The organism is Pseudomonas shirazensis, from assembly GCF_014268785.2.
Taxonomy (GTDB): domain Bacteria; phylum Pseudomonadota; class Gammaproteobacteria; order Pseudomonadales; family Pseudomonadaceae; genus Aquipseudomonas; species Aquipseudomonas shirazensis.
Genome location: NZ_JABWRD020000003.1, coordinates 483459 through 499964, shown reverse-complemented (window position 1 = coordinate 499964; position 16506 = coordinate 483459). Strand labels below are relative to the sequence as shown.

Genomic DNA, 16506 nt, shown 5'->3' with positions numbered 1-16506 from the left:
TGGCGGGAGCGTGGCAGGTCACGTTATCAGTTGAACAACCCGTAGAAGAATAGACGAATGCTATCCCACATACGGCGCAAGATACCACCTTCCTCAACGCCGTCGAGGGCGATCAGGTCGGCGCTGTGAACCACTTTCTCGTCAAGTTTGACTTCGACTTTACCGATCACGTCACCTTTGGCGATGGGCGCGGTCAGCTGTGGGTTCATGGTCATCGAGGCGGCCAGGCGCTTCAATTGGCCTTTAGGCATGGTCATGGTCAGGTCGTTGGCCAGACCGGCCTTGACCTGGTTGGTCGCGCCTTTCCATACCGGCGCCTGAGTCAGCTCGGTGCCCTTCTGGTAGAAGGTCTGGGTTTCGAAGAAGCGGAAGCCATAGGTCAGCAGCTTTTGCGTTTCGGCGGCACGCGATTGCTCGCTGTTGGTACCGAACACCACGGCGATCAGGCGCTGGCCATCACGGACTGCGGAGGCGACCATGCAGTAGCCGGCTTCGTCGGTGTGGCCGGTTTTCAGGCCATCGACGGTCTTGTCACGCCACAGCAGCAGGTTGCGGTTGGGCTGCTTGATGTTGTTCCAGAAGAATTCTTTCTGCGAGTAGATCGCATAGTGAGCCGGGTCTTCGTTGATGATCGCGCGAGCCAGCAGGGCCATGTCGTGGGCCGACGAGTAATGCTCGGGGTGCGGCAGACCGGTCGGGTTCATGAAGTGGCTGTTGCTCATGCCCAGATCGGCAGCAGTCTTGTTCATCATGTCGGCGAAGGCATCTTCGCTGCCGGCGATGTGTTCGGACAGAGCGACCGAGGCATCGTTGCCCGACTGGATGATGATGCCGTGCAGCAGGTCGCTGACGGTGACCTGGCTGCCAACCTTGATGAACATCCGTGAACCGCCGGTACGCCAGGCGTTTTCACTGACGGTAACCGGGTCGTTCTCGCCGATCTGGCCACGACGAATATCGAGGGTGGCGATGTAGGCGGTCATCAGCTTGGTCAGGCTGGCTGGCGGCAGGCGCTCGTCACCGTTGTTTTCGACCAGCACGTTGCCGCTGGACGCGTCCATGAGTACGTAGGACTTGGCTGCCAGCTGTGGTGGGGCTGGCATCATCTGCTCTGCTGCAAAGGCAGCAGGGGTGATCATCAGCAGGACAGGCAGGCAAAGTCGTTTGGCAAGGTTGGTGATGTTCATCCGTCTCTCGAAAATCGCTAATGGTCTGATGTTCCGTGGGCTCGAAGCCCAACGCCCAGTCAGTCTAGTTATGTGAGCTGCGTGGCAGCCCAGGAGCCTGGCGCAGGGCCTGGCGGGGCAAAAACGGCCATTGTACATGGCCGCGCCGGGCAATTCATGACAAAACGGACAGCCCGGCGCCCACTTCAGGCCGCAGCGGGCGCCGTGAGTTCCGCGTTCAGTCGGTGACCAGCTTGGCCTGGCCGAGATTGGCCAAACGCACGCTGTCTTGAGTCTGCTGCACTTCACCCTGGCTGCTCATCGGCCCCAGGCGCACGCGGTGCAGGGTCTGCTGGTTACGCACGATCGAGCTGATGAACACCGGCGCGCTGACCATGGTGCTCAGTTTCGAGCGCAGCAGCTCGGCGGCATCCGGGTTGGCGAAGGCGCCGACCTGGAGGAACATGCCGCCGCTGTCTCTCGGCACGCTGTTGCTGGCGATCTGCACCGGCACCACGGCAGCGGCATGCTGCTGCGCTGGCGGTGTCCACTGCTCGACCTTGCCGGTGCTGGCGGGCAGCGGCTGCGTCTGCGCGACCTGCGGCTCTTTCAGCACCAACGGCGCCTGCTGGCCGCGTTGGGCCCACCACTGCTGCGGGTCGATGCCTTCAACGCGCACCCGCGCGGTGCCGGTTTCGGCGTAACCGAGTTTCTTGGCGGCAGCGTACGACAGGTCGATGATCCGGTCCGAATAGAACGGGCCGCGGTCGTTGACCCGCAGGATCACGCTGCGCTGGTTGTCGAGGTTGGTCACCTTGACGTAGGCCGGCAACGGCAGGGTCTTGTGCGCCGCGCTCATGCCGTACAGGTCATAGACCTCGCCGTTGGCGGTGTTCTGACCGTGGAACTTGGTGCCGTACCACGAGGCAGTACCCTCGGCACGGTAGTTGCGCGATTCCTGGATCGGGTAATAAGTCTTGCCCAGCACCGTGTACGGGTTGGCCTTGTAGTTGCCGGTGTGCACGGTCGGGGTGGCGTCGGGGATCTTGTTGACGTCGACATCCCACCATGGCGCGCCGTCTTTATGCGCGCGGTTGATGTCCAGGCCCGGCTGCGAGCGGATGACGTTGCCCCCCGCACCGCTGCTCTTGGGTGCAGGCCGGCTCGATGAGCAGCTGACCAGGACCGCACTGACGGCGATGCAGGTCAGCAGTTTGAAGGAATGAGTAGTAAACAATCCGCGCATTACTTGACGCCCCGTGCAATGACCAGCTGTTGCGAAAGCTGATGCACGGCCATGGCGTACATCACACTGCGGTTGTAACGCGTGATCGCATAAAAGTTCTTCTGGCCCATCCAGTATTCAGGGCCGTTGTCGCCTTCCAGTTTGAAGGCGGTGACCGGCAGATCATCGCGCAGCGCATCATTGCTCGACCAGCCCAATGCGCGCAATTCGGCGACGGTCTTGACCGGCTCGATGCCGCTGGTCAGGCCTTCGTCGGCACGCTCGCCGCGCACCTGAGCGCGGCTGACCACGCCCTCGCCGGCAACCCAGCCGTGGCGCTTGAAGTAGCTGGCGACACTGCCGATGGCGTCATCCGGGTTGTTCCAGATATTGATATGGCCGTCACCGTCGAAGTCCACTGCGTAGGCGCGAAAGCTGCTCGGCATAAATTGCGGCAGGCCCATGGCGCCGGCATACGAGCCTTTCAGGGTCAGCGGGTCGAGCTGTTCTTCACGGGCCAGCAGCAGGTACTCGCGCAGCTCCTTGCGGAAGAATTCAGCCCGCGGCGGGTAGTCGAAACCCAGCGTCGACAGGGCATCGATCACCCGGTAGTTGCCGGTGTTGCGACCAAAGAAGGTTTCCACGCCAATGATCGCCACGATCACCTGGGCCGGTACGCCGTATTCCTGCTCGGCACGCGCCAGGGTTGCCTCGTGCTGGCGCCAGAAGTCGACACCGCGGGCGATGCGCGCCTCGGTGAGGAACATCGGCCGGTATTCTTTCCACGGCTTGACCCGCTCCGCCGGACGCGAAATCGCGTCAAGAATCGACTGCTTGCGCTGCACCTCGCGGAACACGCCCATCAGCTGTTCGCCGGCAAAGCCGTGGTCGCGGGTCATCTCGCCGACAAACTCGGCCACCTGCGGCGAGCCGTCGTAGTCGCCGGCACTGGCCTGCTGGACTGCGCCGAGCAGGCCCATTGCGCCGATCCACGGCGCCCAACGGGCCGCCCAGCTACGCACTGCTTGCATGAAATTGTTCACCTTATTCAAACTTGCGCGATCCATTTGCGGTGGGTGTGGATCGACATCAGAACGCCAAACGCTGACAGCAGCGTCACCAACGAAGTTCCGCCATAGCTAATGAAGGGCAGCGGCACCCCCACCACCGGGAGCAAGCCACTGACCATACCAATATTGACAAACACATAAACAAAGAAGGTCATCGTCAGGCTGCCCGCGAGCAGCTTGCCGAACAGGGTCTGCGCCTGCGCGGTGATGACCAGGCCGCGGCCGATCAACAGCAGATAAACGATCAGCAGCATGCAGATGCCGACCAGGCCGAATTCCTCGCCGAGCACGGCGATGATGAAGTCGGTGTGGCTCTCCGGCAAAAAGTCCAGGGGCGACTGCGTACCGAGCAACCAGCCCTTGCCGAATACCCCGCCAGAGCCGATCGCGGCCTTGGACTGGATGATGTTCCAGCCGGTGCCGAGCGGGTCGCTCTCCGGATCGAGGAAGGTCAGCACACGCTGCTTCTGGTAGTCGTGCATGACAAAGAACCACATCGCCACCGCCACCGGCACTGCCGCAGCGATCACACTGATGATCCAGCGCCAGCGCAGGCCACCCATGAACAGCACGAACGCGCCGGAAGCCAGAATCAGCAGCGCAGTACCCAGGTCCGGCTGGCGCACGATAAGAATGAACGGCACGCCGATCAGCACCAGGCTGATCGCCACATGCTTGAGATCAGGCGGCAAGGTGCGCTTGGACAGGTACCAGGCCAGGGTTGCCGGCATGATGATCTTCATGAATTCCGAAGGCTGGAAGCGGATCACCCCGGGGATGTTGATCCAGCGCGTGGCGCCCATGGCGTTGTGACCCATGACGTCGACCACCACCAGCAGCAACACCCCGGTCAGGTACGCCAGCGGCACCCAGCGGGCCATGAAGCGTGGCTCGAGCTGGGCAATGATGAACATCGAGACCAGGCCGATGCCGAACGAGGTCGCCTGCTTGCTCAGCAGGTCCCAGTTCTTGCCGCTGGCCGAATACAGCACGAACAGGCTGCCGGCGGCGAGGGTCAGCAGAATGATCAGCAGTGGGCCGTCGATGTGGATGCGCTGAAGAAAGCTCGCACGCCGACGCATGACGTCTTCACTGGAGAGCATGCGATCAAAATTGTTAATCACTGGGCCTTTTCCTGAGCGACGGTGGCGGGAGCGAACTCGGTTTTCAACTGGCCGTTGGCGTCGAGCAGCCAGGCGTCCATGATCTGGCGCATCACCGGCGCCGCCACGCGGCCACCAGCCTCGCCGTTCTCGATCATCACCGAGACGACAATCTTCGGATCGTCAGCCGGGGCGAAACCGACGAACAGGGCGTGGTCACGGTGACGCTCCTGGACTTTGTTGCGGTCATACTTCTCGCCCTGCTTGATCGCGACCACCTGAGCAGTACCGCTCTTGCCGGCGATGCGGTACTGCGCGCCGGTGGCAGCCGCGCGGGCGGTGCCGCGGGCGTTGTGCATCACCTGCTCCATGCCGTGGGTGACCTTGGCCCAATCGGACGGGTCACGCAGGACGATGTCCTCGATCGGGTTTTCGTCGACCGGCGGCTGGCCCTCGATGGTCTTGGCCAGATGCGGGCGGAACCACTTGCCCTTGCTGGCGATCAGCGCGGTAGCCTGGGCCATCTGCAACGGCGTGGTCTGCATGTAGCCCTGGCCGATGCCGAGGATCAGCGTTTCGCCCGGGAACCACGCCTGGCGGCGGGTGGCGCGCTTCCACTGACGGGTCGGCATCAACCCGGAGGACTCCTCGAACATGTCCAGCGACACGCGCTGGCCGAGGCCGAACTTGTTCATGTAGGTCGACAGGCGATCGATGCCCATCTTGTGCGCAAGATCGTAGAAGTAGGTGTCGTTGGAACGCATGATCGCCAGGTCAAGATCAACCCAGCCGTCACCGGTGCGGTTCCAGTTCCGATATTTGTGGTCGTAGTTGGGCAACTGGTAATAGCCCGGGTCGAACACCCGGCTGCCGGCCGTCACTACACCGCTGTCGAGGCCGGCGATGGCCACTGCGGGCTTGATCGTCGAACCTGGTGGATACAGCCCGCGCAGGACCCGGTTGAACAGCGGCCGGTCGATCGAATCGCGCAGGTCGGCGTAGGCCTGAAAGCCAATGCCGGTGACGAACAGGTTGGGGTCGAAGCTTGGCTGGCTGACCATCGCCAGTACCTCACCCGAGCGCGGGTCAAGCGCCACGATCGCGCCACGCCGCCCACCCAGAGCCAACTCGGCGGCTTCCTGCAGCTTGATGTCCAGGCCCAGCACGATGTCCTTGCCGGGGATCGGGTCGGTCCGCTTGAGCACGCGCAACACGCGGCCGCGGGCGTTGGTCTCGACCTCCTCGTAACCGACCTGACCGTGCAGGGCATCTTCATAGAAGCGCTCGACGCCGGTCTTGCCGATATGGTGGGTACCGCTGTAGTTGACCGGATCAAGGGTCTTCAGCTCTTTCTCGTTGATCCGCCCGACATAGCCGACCGAGTGGGCAAAGTGCGCACCCTGCGGATAATGCCTGACCAGCTGCGCGGCCACTTCCACGCCCGGCAAACGGAACTGGTTGACCGCGATCCGGGCGATCTGGTCTTCGCTGAGCTCGAACAGGATCGGCACGGGCTCGAATGGCCGCCGGCCCTGCTTCATGCGCTTCTCGAACAGGGCACGGTCGTCCGCTGTGAGCCCCAGCACCTCGACGATGGCGTCCAGCACCTCTGGCCATTTGCCGGCGCGTTCGCGGGTCATGGTCAGGCTGAAGCTGGGCCGGTTGTCGGCGATGATCACACCGTTGCGGTCGAAGATCAGCCCGCGGGTCGGCGGGATCGGCTGCACATGCACCCGGTTGTTCTCCGACAGCGTCGAGTGATAGTCGTACTGGATGACCTGCAGGTAGTACAGCCGAGCAATCAGCACGCACACCAACAACATGATCGCCACAGCGCCGACCACGACGCGGTTGCGCACCAGACGGGCGTCTTTCTCGTGGTCTTTGAGGCGGATCGGCTGCGACATCGGGCGGGCTTACAGGCTCATTTGTGGTAGGGATGCCCGGACAACACAGTCCAGGCGCGGTAGATCTGTTCGCCGATCAGTATCCTTACCAACGGGTGCGGCAAGGTCAGCGGCGACAGCGACCAGCGCTGTTCGCTGCGCGCACACACCTCAGGCGCCAGGCCTTCCGGCCCACCCACCATCAAATTCACCGTCCGCGCATCCAGGCGCCAGCGATCCAGCTCGACCGCCAACTGCTCGGTGCTCCACGGTTTGCCGTGGACTTCGAGGGTGACGATGCGTTCGCCGGGCTGAACCTTGGCCAGCATGGCCTCCCCCTCCTGACGGATCAGGCGAGCCACGTCGGCGTTCTTGCCCCGGGTGTTCAGCGGGATTTCCACCAGCTCGAGCGGCAACTCAGCAGGGAGGCGCTTGGCATATTCATGCCAGCCTTCCTCGACCCACTTGGGCATGCGCGAGCCGACCGCGATCAATCGCAGACGCACGGCGCTTCCTTATTGCTTGTTGAGCTTGTCGAAATACTCGTTGGCGCCGTTCTCGGAGCTGTGGTGCTTGCCATCGGCAGCACGGCTCTGCTCGGCACCCATCCACAGGCGCTCGAGGTCGTAGAACTGACGCGCAGCGGCGGTCATCATGTGCACGATGACGTCGTTCAGGTCGAGCAGCACCCAATCGCTTTCGCCTTTGCCTTCTTCGCCCAGCGGCATGACGCCCTTGGCTTTGACCAGCTCGCGAACCTTGTCCAGCATCGCGTTGATTTGGCGATTGGAGGTACCGGTAGCGATGATCATGTAGTCGGTCAGGCTGTGCTTGTCACGCACGTCGATCACCTGGATATCCAGGGCCTTGACCTCTCCCAGCGCTTCCTTGGCCACTTCGACCAGTTCTTCGGCAGTGATGTCGTTTTGCTTCTTCATAGTTACTCGTTCAACTCGTTTTGAATGAGGCGCCCCAACGGCGCCCTCAGTTGGACCCACGATACAGATCGTGCGCCTCTATGTAGGCCAGTACTGCATCCGGCACCAGAAACCGTACCGACTTGCCGCTGGCCAGCAGCTGTCGGATTTGCGTGGCCGACACCGCAAGCGGGGTCTGCCAGACGAACGAAATGTGACCCGCCGGGCCGGACATGGCAGTGGGATCGCTTTGCGAGCGCGCAGCCAGCAGGTTGCGCAGCTCGTCTGGTGGTTCGACATCCGCATCCGGGCGTTGCAGCACCAGGATGTGGCAATGTTGGAGCAATTCTTCCCAGCGGTGCCAGCCCGGCAGGCCGCAGAACGCGTCCCAGCCCAGAACCAGAAACAACTGGTCATCGCCGCCCAGCTCGGCCCGGATCGATTCCAGGCTGTCGATGGTATACGACGGTTTGTCACGGCCCAGCTCGCGCGCATCGACGCTCAGGCACTCAACCCCGCTGACCGCGCTCTGCACCATCGCCAGCCGCGCCTGAGCGTCTACCTGTGGCGTGTCGCGGTGCGGCGGGCGGGCGTTGGGCAGCAGGCGCAGCTCGTCCAGGCCCATCAGCTCGGTCACCTCCAGCGCACTGCGCAGGTGGCCGATATGAACCGGGTCGAAGGTACCGCCGAAAATGCCGACGCGCCGCACTGCAGGGGCCTGATTCAACTCAGCTCGGCTCCTGGCCGCGCAGCTGGCCATCGCCAATCACTACGTATTTTTCGCAGGTCAGGCCTTCGAGGCCGACCGGACCGCGCGCATGCAGCTTGTCGGTTGAAATACCGATCTCGGCACCCAGGCCATACTCGAAGCCGTCGGCAAAGCAGGTCGGGGTGTTGAGCATGACCGACGCCGAGTCGACCTCGGCGATGAAGCGCCGGGCCTGACCCTGGTGTTCGGTAATGATCGAGTCGGTGTGGTGCGAGCCGTAGTGATTGATGTGCTCGATGGCCTGCTCGAGGCCATCGACCACGCGAATCGACAGGATCGCGTCGAGGTATTCGGTGTGCCAGTCGTCTTCGCTGGCAGGTGCTGCCTGGATGATCGCCCGGGTACGCTCACAGCCGCGCAGCTCGACGCCGTGTTCCTGGAAGCGCAGGGCCATTTCCGGCAGGAAGTCTGCAGCAATGGCCTGGTCGACCAGCAAGGTCTCCATGGCGCCGCAGATACCGTAGCGGTAAGTCTTGGCGTTGAAAGCAACGCGCCAGCCCTTGTCGAGGTCGGCGTGCGCGTCGATGTACACATGGCAGATGCCATCGAGGTGCTTGATCACCGGCACGCGGGCATCGCGGCTGATCCGCTCGATCAGGCCACGGCCGCCACGCGGGACGATCACGTCGACGAACTCGGGCATGCTGATCAGTGCACCGACCGCTTCACGGTCGGTGGTTTCCACAACCTGCACCACTGCCGCTGGCAAACCTGCGGCAGCCAGGCCGCGCTGGATGCAGGTGGCAATCGCGCGATTCGAATGAATCGCCTCGGAGCCGCCACGCAGAATGGTCGCGTTACCCGACTTCAGGCACAGGCTGGCAGCATCGATGGTCACGTTCGGCCGCGACTCGTAGATGATCCCGATCACGCCCAGCGGCACGCGCATCTTGCCGACCTGAATGCCCGACGGGCGGTAGCTCATGTCACGCACGGCGCCGACTGGATCGGGCAGGCTGGCCACCTGGCGCAGGCCGGTGATCATGCCGTCGATACGTGCAGGAGTCAGCGCCAAACGATCGAGCAGCGCCGCTTCCAGACCATTGCTGCGGCCATTGGCGAGGTCCTGCTCATTGGCGGCAGTGAGCTCGGCGCGGGCGGCGTCCAGCGCATCGGCAGCAGCCTGCAAGGCACGGTTCTTCTGTGCGGTGCTGGCGCGGGCGATCACGCGCGAGGCCTGGCGGGCAGCGCGACCCAGGCGGGTCATGTAGTCAAGAACGGACTCAGTCATGGGCTCGGTGTCTTGGCGAAAGGGGAAATCGGCTGATTATAACTGGCGGGCACCAGTACGCCCAGCGGCGGGTGGCGGATGGTAGAAGATGACGCGGTTAATAGACAGGAAAGATGTAACCTGGCTTGACCAAAATGCTACGTGCGAGGCCTGAAAGCCCCGTGGTTGCTGGGCGCCAGCGGTTCGCGCCGGCAAGCAGCCATCTGCAGCAGCGTTCAGCCTCGATTAAGCGATTAATTGCTATGATCGCGCCACTCAATCACGAACAGCCAGCATGCCAGACCCAACCCCCTGCCCGGCCCGCGCCCTGCCAGACAGCTTTTTCGACCGTGATGCCCAGACCTTGGCCAAGGCGCTGCTGGGCAAAGTCATTCGCCACCGTCAGGGCGACCTGTGGCTGGCTGCGCGGATCATCGAAACCGAAGCCTATTACCTGACCGACAAGGGCAGCCACGCCTCGCTGGGCTATACCGAAAAGCGCAAGGCTCTGTTTCTCGACGGCGGGCACATCTATATGTACTACGCCCGCGGCGGCGACTCGCTGAACTTCAGCGCCCACGGCCCGGGCAATGCGGTGCTGATCAAGTCAGCCTACCCGTTCACCGACGCGCTCTCGGACGCCAACAGCCTGGCCCGGATGCAATTGAACAACCCCGATGCCAGCGGCCAGCTGCGCCCGCCCGAGCGCCTTTGTGCCGGGCAGACCCTGCTCTGTCGCGCACTGGGCCTGAAGGTGCCGCAGTGGGACGGCCAGCGCTTCGATCCGCAGGCGCTGTATGTCGAGGACTGTGCGCTGGCAGTGCCGCAGATCATCCAGTGTGCTCGTCTGGGAATCCCCCATGGCCGCGACGAGCACCTGCCGTACCGCTTCGTCGATGCCCAATTCGCCCGTTTTTGCACACGGAACCCGCTGCGTAGGGGCCAAGTCGAAGGCCGGGACTACTCAACTCTCGTACAAGGAAGCTGACCCATGGGCCAATGGCTCGACAGCCTGACCGGCTGGCTCAGCGCCAATCCACAATGGCTTGGCGTGGCAATCTTCGTGGTGGCCTGTGTCGAATGCCTGGCGATTGCCGGGATCATCGTGCCGGGCACGGTATTACTGTTTGCCGTCGCCGTGCTGGCCGGCAGTGGCGCATTCACCCTGGGCGAAACGCTGCTGCTGGGCTTTGCCGGCGGTCTGCTCGGGGACGCCATGTCCTATGCCATCGGCAAGTATTTCCACCAGAACATCCGGCGCTTGCCGCTGATTCGTCATCACCCGGAGTGGATCGGCCGCGCCGAGACCTACTTCCAGCGCTATGGCATCGCCAGCCTGCTGGTCGGGCGCTTTATCGGCCCGTTGCGGCCGATGCTGCCGATGGTCGCTGGCATGTTCGACATGCCGTTGCCGCGCTTCATTGCGGTGAGCCTGGTGGCCGGCGCAGGCTGGTCGGTGGCTTATCTGCTGCCTGGCTGGGCGACCGGCGCGGCCATGCGTTTGCCGCTGCCGGAAGGCTTCTGGCTGGATGCCGGGATCATCGCCGGCACCTTGGCTGTGTTGATCGGCCTGAGCCTGAGCAGCAGCATTCGCGACCAGCGCCACGGGACCCGGCTGATCGCCGGGATGAGTTTTCTGGCGCTGGCCGGGGTGTTTCTCGGCTGGCCGTTCCTGCATGAGTTCGATCAGGGCGTGATGACCATGGTGCAGGAGCACCGCAGCCAGGCGTTCGACGGCATCGTGGTGATCGTCACTCGCCTGGGCGACTTCCGCACTCAGCTGTTCCTTGGCGGCTTGCTGACCGGCCTGCTGTTGCTGGCCCGGCAATGGCGCCATGCGGTGTTCGCCGGCAGCGCCCTGATGGGCACCGCGATTGCCAATGGCACACTGAAATGGCTGTTTGCCCGAGCTCGACCAGAAGTGCTCAGCGACCCGCTGACCACTTACAGCATGCCCAGCGGGCACAGTTCGGCCTCGTTTGCGTTCTTTCTGGTGATGGCAGTACTGGCCGGTCGCGGGCAACCGCCGCGGATGCGCCTGACCTGGATCATGCTCGGCTGTATCCCGGCGCTGTCGATTGCCCTGTCGCGAGTCTACCTGGGCGCGCACTGGCCGACCGATATCCTTGCCGGGGCCCTGCTGGCCTGCTGTATCTGCGCCCTCAGCCTGACCCTGGTGCAGTGGCGCCAGCCTTTGACGGCGCTACCGCTGAGGGTATGGTGGCTGATCCTCCCGGCGTGCGTGGCATTGCTGGCGTTTTTTGCCCTGTACGCCCTGCCCCACGCACTGCTGCGCTATCAGTACTGAGTGTGAAGGAGCGCCTGGCCAGGCGCTCCTGATCAGGCAAACAGCTCGCCTTGCATGCGCTCGAGCAGCGATTGAATCGCGGCCAGGCGCTGCTGCGGCGAGTCGATCGCCAGCAGTTCGAGCTTGTCTTCTTCGATAAACGGCAGCAGGTAGGCCAACTGGTTGGCCAACGCCTGGCGCCCCTCGGCGCGCGGCATGTCCAGCGCCGCGACCATTGGATGCTCACCCAGGGCCAGCAGCAGCGCCACCAGGTCATCATCTTCCTCGCTCAACGCGCTGTCGGCGTTGTCGGCCAGCCAGTTCACCTCGGCCAGCAGCAGTTGGTCTTTCTGCACGTTGGTCTGGCCGACTTCGAAGCGGCGCACGCCCTCGACGCGAATCCCGAGCAGGCCGTTGTCCTGCTGTTCGAAGTCGCGGATCAGCGCTTCGCAGCCAATCGGCGCAACGCCCATTGGCGCCTTGCCGACCTGCTCGCCCTCGAGGATGCACACCACGCCAAAGCCAGCGCCCTGCTTCATGCAGCGGCCGATCATGTCCAGGTACCGCGCCTCGAAGATCTGCAGATCGAGCATGCACCCGGGAAACAGCACGGTGTTGAGCGGAAACAGCGGTAGCGTCATGTTCAATCCTCAAGCCACCAGGCTAACCGCCAACGGCAGGAATACCGCCGTGGCCACACCCATCAAACTCATCGCCAGCGCCGCAAAGGCGCCGCATTCGTCACTTTCCTGCAGGGCCACCGAGGTGCCTACCGCATGTGCGGTAATCCCCAACGACATCCCCCGCGCCTCAGCGCTGTGCACGCCACAGCGGCTGAGCAGCGCCGGGCCGAAAATCGCCCCGATCACCCCGGTGATCAACACGAACACCGCCGCTAGCGCGGCCACGCCGCCGATCTGCTCGGCCACCAGCATGGCAATCGGCGAGGTCACCGACTTGGGCGCCATGGTCATCAGGATCATGTGCTCGGCACCAAACCACCAACCCAGCAGCACACAGGCACCGGTGGCGAACACCCCTCCGATTACCAGCGTAGTAAAGGTAGGCCAGAACAACTGGCGAATCCGCCGCAGGTTCAGATACAGCGGCACCGCCAGCGCGACCGTGGCCGGGCCGAGCAGGATATTCATGATCTCGGTGCTCTTGCGGTACTCGCTGTAATCGATGCCGCACAGCAGCAGGATAGTGATCACCACCACCATCGAGACCAGCACCGGCTGTAAAAAGATCCAGCGGGTCTTCTCGAAGGCCGCCAGCACCAACTGGTAAGCACCCAGGGTGATGCCGATGCCAAACAGCGGATGGTGCACTACGGCATCCAGTGCGCCTTGCCAATCGAGGATCATGGGTGCTCCTCCGGCTTGCTCTGGCGCTGGATCAGCTTCTGCATCAAGACGCCGACGAATACCAGGGTCAGCAGGCAAGACAGCACCAGCGCGCCGACGATGGCCCAGAAGTCAGCAGCAATGTCTTTGGCATAGACCATCACCCCAACCGCAGGCGGCACCAGCAGCAACGGCAGGTAACGCAACAGGCTGGAGGCCGCTTCGTTCAACGGTTTGCCGACTTCGCCGCGGGCGATGAGAAATACCAGCAGCAGCAACAGGCCGATGATCGGCCCAGGCAGAATCGGCACCAGCAGGTGATTGAGTGCCGTACCCAGCAACTGAAACAACACCAGCCAGGTCAATCCACGCAACAGCATAAGCTTCTCCTTGGGGCATGGCGGCCATTATAAACACGCGTGGCCGGGCGCGTGGCCAGCACATGGTTGCTTGACCGCGCGCTGCCAACATGATGATCTTGCACGCGCGTACCACTTGAGCAGACACGACAACCTGGAGAGTCACGATGCCCTATGTACCTGTTGCAGCGCTTTCGCAGTACGTTGGTAAGGAACTGGGACGTTCCGCCTGGCTGACCATCGATCAGCAACGCATCAACCTGTTCGCCGAAGCCACTGGCGATTTCCAGTTCATCCACGTCGACCCGGAACAAGCCAGCAAGACTCCGTTCGGCGGCACCATCGCCCATGGCTTTCTGACCCTGTCGCTGATCCCCAAGCTGATGGAAGACATCCTCGTGCTGCCCGAGGGCATGAAGATGATCGTCAACTATGGCCTGGACAGCGTGCGCTTTATCCAGCCAGTCAAGGTCGACAGCAATGTCCGTCTCAAGGTCGAGCTGAAGGAGGCGACCGAGAAAAAGCCTGGCCAGTGGCTGCTGAAGATCCTCGCTACCCTGGAAATCGAAGGCGAAGACAAGCCGGCCTATATCGCCGAGCCGTTGACCCTGTGTTTCGTCTGAGCCGCTGACGGGGCTGCCACGCGGCCCTGCGATTGCTGGCGGGGCACTGTCTCAGCTCACGCATTGTGCGGCATACTCGGCACATCTATCGCCGAGATCCGCCATGCGTGCACTGCTGCCCCTCGCCCTCACCGTTCTGCTCGCTGCCTGTGGCGACGGCGAACCACTGTCGCCGCCAGACGCCCGCCTGCCTGACGGTGGCCGCTACCGTGGCCAGGTGGTCAATGGCCTGCTGCAGGGCGAGGGCCGCATCGACTACCCCAATGGCAGTTGGTACGCCGGCACCTTCGACAATGGCCAGTGGCACGGCCAGGGCGAATGGCATGGCAGCAACGGCGAGGTCTACCGCGGCCAGTTCGCCAGCGGCCTGTTCGAGGGCCTGGGCGAGCTGACCACGCCCGGCAGCCATTATTCAGGTACCTTCAAGCATGGCCGGCGCGACGGTGAAGGCACTCTCAAGCAGAACGATCAGGTCTACCGTGGCCAGTTCAAGGACGACCAGTACCACGGCGCCGGCGAGCTCAAACTCACTGACGGCAGCCAGTATCAGGGCCTGTTTGCCAAGGGCCAGCCGAACGGCGCCGGGGTGCGCAGCGATGCCAGCGGCAATCAGTTCAGTGGCTACTTCGTCGATGGCCAGCTGCAAGGCAGCGGCACCTACGACAGCGCCGATGGCGAGCAATACATCGGCGAGTTCAAGGACAACCGCCTGCAAGGCCGCGGCCGCTTCGAAAACGCCGACGGCGACGTCTGGATCGGTGAGTTCAGCGATGGCTCGCTTGACGGCCAGGGCGAGCTGCTGGGCAGCGATGGCAGCCGCTACAAGGGCGGCTTTCGCAACTGGCGGTTCTCGGGCGAAGGCCGCCTGCAGCTGGCGGACGGCAGCCAGTACATCGGCGGTTTTGCCGACGACGCCTACCAGGGCCATGGCCGCCTGATCCAGGCCGACGGCCGCATCGAGGGCGGCTATTGGGTCAAGGGCGTGCGTGTGCGCGACGAACAGAGCAAGCTGTTGCCCGACCCGCTCGACCTGGCCCTGCTCAATCAGGGCAAGCTGCTCAAGGACGCGCTGACCCAGGTGCCGCCATCCAAGGCGCCGATCCAGCTGTACAGCCTGGTGCTGGCCGGCGATGGCCAGCAAAGCGTATTCATGCGTGAAGCCGACTATGTCAGCAACATGCTCAAGGTGCGCTTTGGTGCCAGCGGCCAGATCACCCTGGTCAACCACCGCGATCACCTGGCCGATCGGCCGATGGCCACCCGCCAGAACCTCACCCGCGCCGCCTCCACCCTGGCTGAGCGCAGCGGCCCGGAAGACCTGATCTTCATCTACCTGACCAGCCACGGCAGCGCCGACCACCAGCTGGTGCTCGACCAGCCGCGCCTGCAACTGGCCGATCTCTCCGCCGATGAGCTGACCAGCGCCCTCGCGCCGCTCAAAGACCGCGACAAGGTGGTGGTGATCTCGGCCTGCTACTCCGGCGGTTATATCCCGCCGCTGAAGGATGAGCGGACCCTGATCATGACCGCCGCGCGCCCGGACCGGGTGTCGTTCGGCTGTTCGGAAGAGGCCGACTTCACCTATTTCGGCGACGCCCTGTTCGCTGAAGCCCTGAACCAGACCGACGATTTGAAACAGGCGTTTGAACTGGCGCGCGCCAGCGTTGCCGAACGGGAACGTAGGGAAGGTTTCGAGGCCTCTGAACCGCAGCTGTGGGCGCCGCCCGCAGTACTGGCACACTGGCAACGGCTGCGCCAGCAGCAGGCCGAAGAAGCCTTGCGCAATGAAGCTCAGACAGCCGTACCGCCGCAGGCAAAACCACCTGCCAAGCGCTAAGCTGTGTGTAACAAGGGAGAGACATCATGTACTTGACGCCTCAGCATGTCCTGATCGCCGGCGCTACTGGCCTGACAGGTGAACACCTGCTTGACCGGCTGCTCAATGAACCCACCATCAGCCGCGTGCTGGCGCCGACGCGCCGGCCGCTGGCAGAGCACCCACACCTGGAAAACCCGGTCGGCGACCCTGCGGTGTTTTTGCCGCAATTGGGCGGCCGGGTCGATATCGCCTTCTGCTGCCTGGGCACTACTATCAAGCAGGCGGGCTCGGAGTCGGCGTTTCGCGCTGTCGATCTGGACATGGTGGTGGCCTTCAGCAAACGTGCGCGGGAAATGGGTGCACGCCATCTGCTGGTGGTCAGCGCCATTGGTGCAGATCCGAAGTCGTCGGTGTTCTACAACCGGGTCAAGGGCGAAATGGAGGAGGCGCTGAAAGCACAGGACTGGCCCCAGCTGACCATTGTGCGGCCATCGCTGTTGCTCGGTGAGCGGATTGAACCGCGCCTCGCCGAGCGCCTGGCCGCGCCGATTGCCCGGCTGCTGCCTGGCAAGTACGGCGGCATCGAGGCGTGCACCCTGGCCCGGGCACTGTGGCGCCTGGCGCTGGAAGAAGAAGACGGTATCCGCGTGATCGAGTCGGACGAACTGCGCAAACTGGGTAAAAACTAAGCAGTGGCGGGGGCCGCCTTGCGGCCCCAAAATAAGC

Annotated in this window: 17 protein-coding genes; 5 read left to right on the top strand and 12 right to left on the bottom strand. The window is 63.4% G+C overall.

Features of this window, described 5'->3' with window-relative positions:
- Positions 1-26: 26 nt before the first annotated feature.
- The 9 genes from HU736_RS18305 to HU736_RS18265 form a co-directional block, all read right to left on the bottom strand.
- Entirely contained in the window at positions 27-1187 is a 1161-nt protein-coding gene (locus tag HU736_RS18305) for a D-alanyl-D-alanine carboxypeptidase family protein (RefSeq protein WP_101322263.1), read from the bottom strand.
- A 217-nt stretch (positions 1188-1404) separates the two neighbouring features.
- A complete protein-coding gene (locus tag HU736_RS18300; protein WP_186701549.1) occupies positions 1405-2412 on the bottom strand; it encodes a septal ring lytic transglycosylase RlpA family protein in 1008 nt (335 codons plus the stop codon).
- Positions 2412-3422: a lytic murein transglycosylase B gene (gene mltB / locus HU736_RS18295; RefSeq protein ID WP_103438657.1), complete on the bottom strand. Its 1011-nt coding sequence runs from the start codon at positions 3420-3422 to the stop codon at positions 2412-2414. The genes HU736_RS18300 and mltB overlap by 1 nt, the downstream gene beginning before the upstream one ends.
- 17 nt (positions 3423-3439) lie before the next feature.
- Positions 3440-4543 carry a rod shape-determining protein RodA gene (gene rodA, locus HU736_RS18290; protein ID WP_186701563.1) on the bottom strand — a complete coding sequence of 368 codons (1104 nt, stop codon included), beginning with the start codon at positions 4541-4543 and terminating at the stop codon, positions 3440-3442.
- Positions 4544-4581: 38 nt separating this feature from the next.
- The gene (gene mrdA / locus HU736_RS18285) at positions 4582-6471 is read right to left on the bottom strand and encodes a penicillin-binding protein 2 (protein WP_103435112.1); all 1890 of its coding nucleotides are present in this window, start codon (positions 6469-6471) and stop codon (positions 4582-4584) included.
- A 17-nt stretch (positions 6472-6488) separates the two neighbouring features.
- Positions 6489-6956: a 23S rRNA (pseudouridine(1915)-N(3))-methyltransferase RlmH gene (gene rlmH / locus HU736_RS18280; protein WP_101322267.1), complete on the bottom strand. Its 468-nt coding sequence runs from the start codon at positions 6954-6956 to the stop codon at positions 6489-6491.
- 9 nt (positions 6957-6965) lie between these two features.
- Positions 6966-7388 carry a ribosome silencing factor gene (rsfS, locus tag HU736_RS18275; protein WP_101322268.1) on the bottom strand — a complete coding sequence of 141 codons (423 nt, stop codon included), beginning with the start codon at positions 7386-7388 and terminating at the stop codon, positions 6966-6968.
- Positions 7389-7434: 46 nt separating this feature from the next.
- Positions 7435-8127, bottom strand: coding sequence for a nicotinate-nucleotide adenylyltransferase (gene nadD, locus HU736_RS18270; protein ID WP_103435114.1), 693 nt, complete (start codon positions 8125-8127; stop codon positions 7435-7437).
- Entirely contained in the window at positions 8096-9367 is a 1272-nt protein-coding gene (locus tag HU736_RS18265) for a glutamate-5-semialdehyde dehydrogenase (RefSeq protein ID WP_186701548.1), read from the bottom strand. Before HU736_RS18265 ends, nadD begins: the two co-directional genes overlap by 32 nt.
- Before the next feature lie 274 nt (positions 9368-9641).
- Between HU736_RS18265 and HU736_RS18260 the strand changes: the two genes are divergently transcribed.
- Both HU736_RS18260 and HU736_RS18255 read left to right on the top strand, forming a co-directional pair.
- Positions 9642-10334 carry a DNA-3-methyladenine glycosylase gene (locus HU736_RS18260; protein ID WP_186701547.1) on the top strand — a complete coding sequence of 231 codons (693 nt, stop codon included), beginning with the start codon at positions 9642-9644 and terminating at the stop codon, positions 10332-10334.
- A 3-nt stretch (positions 10335-10337) separates the two neighbouring features.
- Entirely contained in the window at positions 10338-11654 is a 1317-nt protein-coding gene (locus HU736_RS18255) for a bifunctional DedA family/phosphatase PAP2 family protein (protein ID WP_103435116.1), read from the top strand.
- A 32-nt stretch (positions 11655-11686) separates the two neighbouring features.
- Here HU736_RS18255 and HU736_RS18250 read toward each other — a convergent pair whose 3' ends face one another.
- The 3 genes from HU736_RS18250 to HU736_RS18240 are packed head-to-tail and all read right to left on the bottom strand — an operon-like array spanning position 11687 to position 13359.
- Positions 11687-12274, bottom strand: a complete 588-nt coding sequence (locus tag HU736_RS18250) for an LON peptidase substrate-binding domain-containing protein (RefSeq protein WP_103435117.1) — start codon at positions 12272-12274, stop codon at positions 11687-11689.
- A gap of 9 nt (positions 12275-12283) precedes the next feature.
- A complete protein-coding gene (locus HU736_RS18245) occupies positions 12284-13000 on the bottom strand; it encodes an LrgB family protein (RefSeq protein WP_101322274.1) in 717 nt (238 codons plus the stop codon).
- Positions 12997-13359, bottom strand: coding sequence for a CidA/LrgA family protein (locus HU736_RS18240; protein ID WP_101322275.1), 363 nt, complete (start codon positions 13357-13359; stop codon positions 12997-12999). Before HU736_RS18240 ends, HU736_RS18245 begins: the two co-directional genes overlap by 4 nt.
- 146 nt (positions 13360-13505) lie before the next feature.
- Between HU736_RS18240 and HU736_RS18235 the strand changes: the two genes are divergently transcribed.
- From HU736_RS18235 to HU736_RS18225, 3 genes are all read left to right on the top strand, one after another.
- Positions 13506-13961, top strand: coding sequence for a MaoC family dehydratase (locus HU736_RS18235; RefSeq protein WP_186701546.1), 456 nt, complete (start codon positions 13506-13508; stop codon positions 13959-13961).
- A gap of 103 nt (positions 13962-14064) precedes the next feature.
- A complete protein-coding gene (locus HU736_RS18230; RefSeq protein ID WP_186701545.1) occupies positions 14065-15798 on the top strand; it encodes a C13 family peptidase in 1734 nt (577 codons plus the stop codon).
- 26 nt (positions 15799-15824) lie between these two features.
- Entirely contained in the window at positions 15825-16469 is a 645-nt protein-coding gene (locus HU736_RS18225) for an oxidoreductase (protein WP_101322278.1), read from the top strand.
- Positions 16470-16506: the final 37 nt, after the last annotated feature.